Origin of the sequence: Variovorax glucosi, from assembly GCF_051216695.1 — a bacterium.
Lineage (GTDB): Bacteria > Pseudomonadota > Gammaproteobacteria > Burkholderiales > Burkholderiaceae_C > Variovorax.
The window spans coordinates 1-1,004 of sequence record NZ_JBPJZE010000457.1; the positions used below are offsets into that span (position 1 = coordinate 1).

The 1,004-nt window shown below is 67.9% G+C and carries 2 protein-coding genes; both read right to left on the reverse strand.

What is annotated here, in order from left to right; translation table 11 throughout:
• A partial coding sequence (locus ACSFA3_RS26485) for a MaoC family dehydratase (protein ID WP_435508261.1) occupies window positions 1–412 on the reverse strand: 412 nt, incomplete at its 3' end.
• 78 nt (window positions 413–490) lie between these two features.
• Window positions 491–1,004: P-loop NTPase family protein (locus ACSFA3_RS26490; RefSeq protein WP_435508262.1), on the reverse strand; the 514-nt coding region annotated here is incomplete at its 5' end.

Consider the following 1,004-nt stretch of genomic DNA (forward strand, 5'->3'; position numbering starts at 1 on the left):
GCTCAATGGTGGTTTCCCAGGTCATCTGAAAGCCATCGTTGGCAATCGCTTCAGAGGTCAGCAGCTTCATGCGGGCCCGCAGGCGCTTGCCCACAGGCACTGGCGACATGAAGCGCACCTTGTTCAGGCCGTAGTTCACGCCCATGCGCGACTCGACCACGTCAAGCGCCGTCTCGTAGAAGCGCGGCAGCAGCGACAGCGTGAGAAAGCCGTGGGCAATCGGTCCGCCGAAGGGGCCGGCCTTGGCCCGTTCGATATCGACATGGATCCACTGGTGGTCGCCCGTCGCCTCGGCGAACTGGTTGACCTGCTCCTGCGTGATGGTGATCCAGTCGCTCACGGCGACTTCCTGGCCGACGCAGGCGGCAAGATCCTGAAGGGTCTGGAATGTCTTTTTTGTCATGCGAGGCATTCTGGCGTCTGGGGCGCCCGCACGACTGTCGGGCGGGCGACAACCAGGCTCAGGGAAAACCGGGAGCAGGCTGGCGGCTCAGGCGTCGAGCCACACGCAGATCGGCTGCCACTGCTCCAGGTCGCGCTGCACGCGGCCGGGCGCGATGTCGAACAGCGTGAGCCCGCGCGCCGCGAGCTGCACGTAGTTCTGCGTGTCGCGCAGTTCGCCGATCACCGGCACGCCGAGCCCGGCGATGAACTCGTGGAGCCGGTCGGCCGCCAGCGTGCGGGCGTTCACGCGCATGCCGACGAGGCCGATCTTCGTTTTCTCGGCGCGGCGCTGCTCCATCAGCCGGTCGAGGAAATCGCGCGTCGCGTAGATGTCGAAGATGCTCGGCTGCAGCGGCACGATCACCCGGTCGGCCAGCGCCAGCACTTCCTTGAAGCGCCAGCCGTGCAGGCCGGCCGGCGTGTCGAGCACCGCGTGCGTGGTGCCGCGCGGCGGCCGCACCACCGTGCTCTCGCCCGTGGCTTCCCAGGTGGCGATGGGCCGGGCCAGTGGCGGGCGCAGGCCCAGCCAGAGCCGCGAAGACTGCTGGCGATCCACGTCG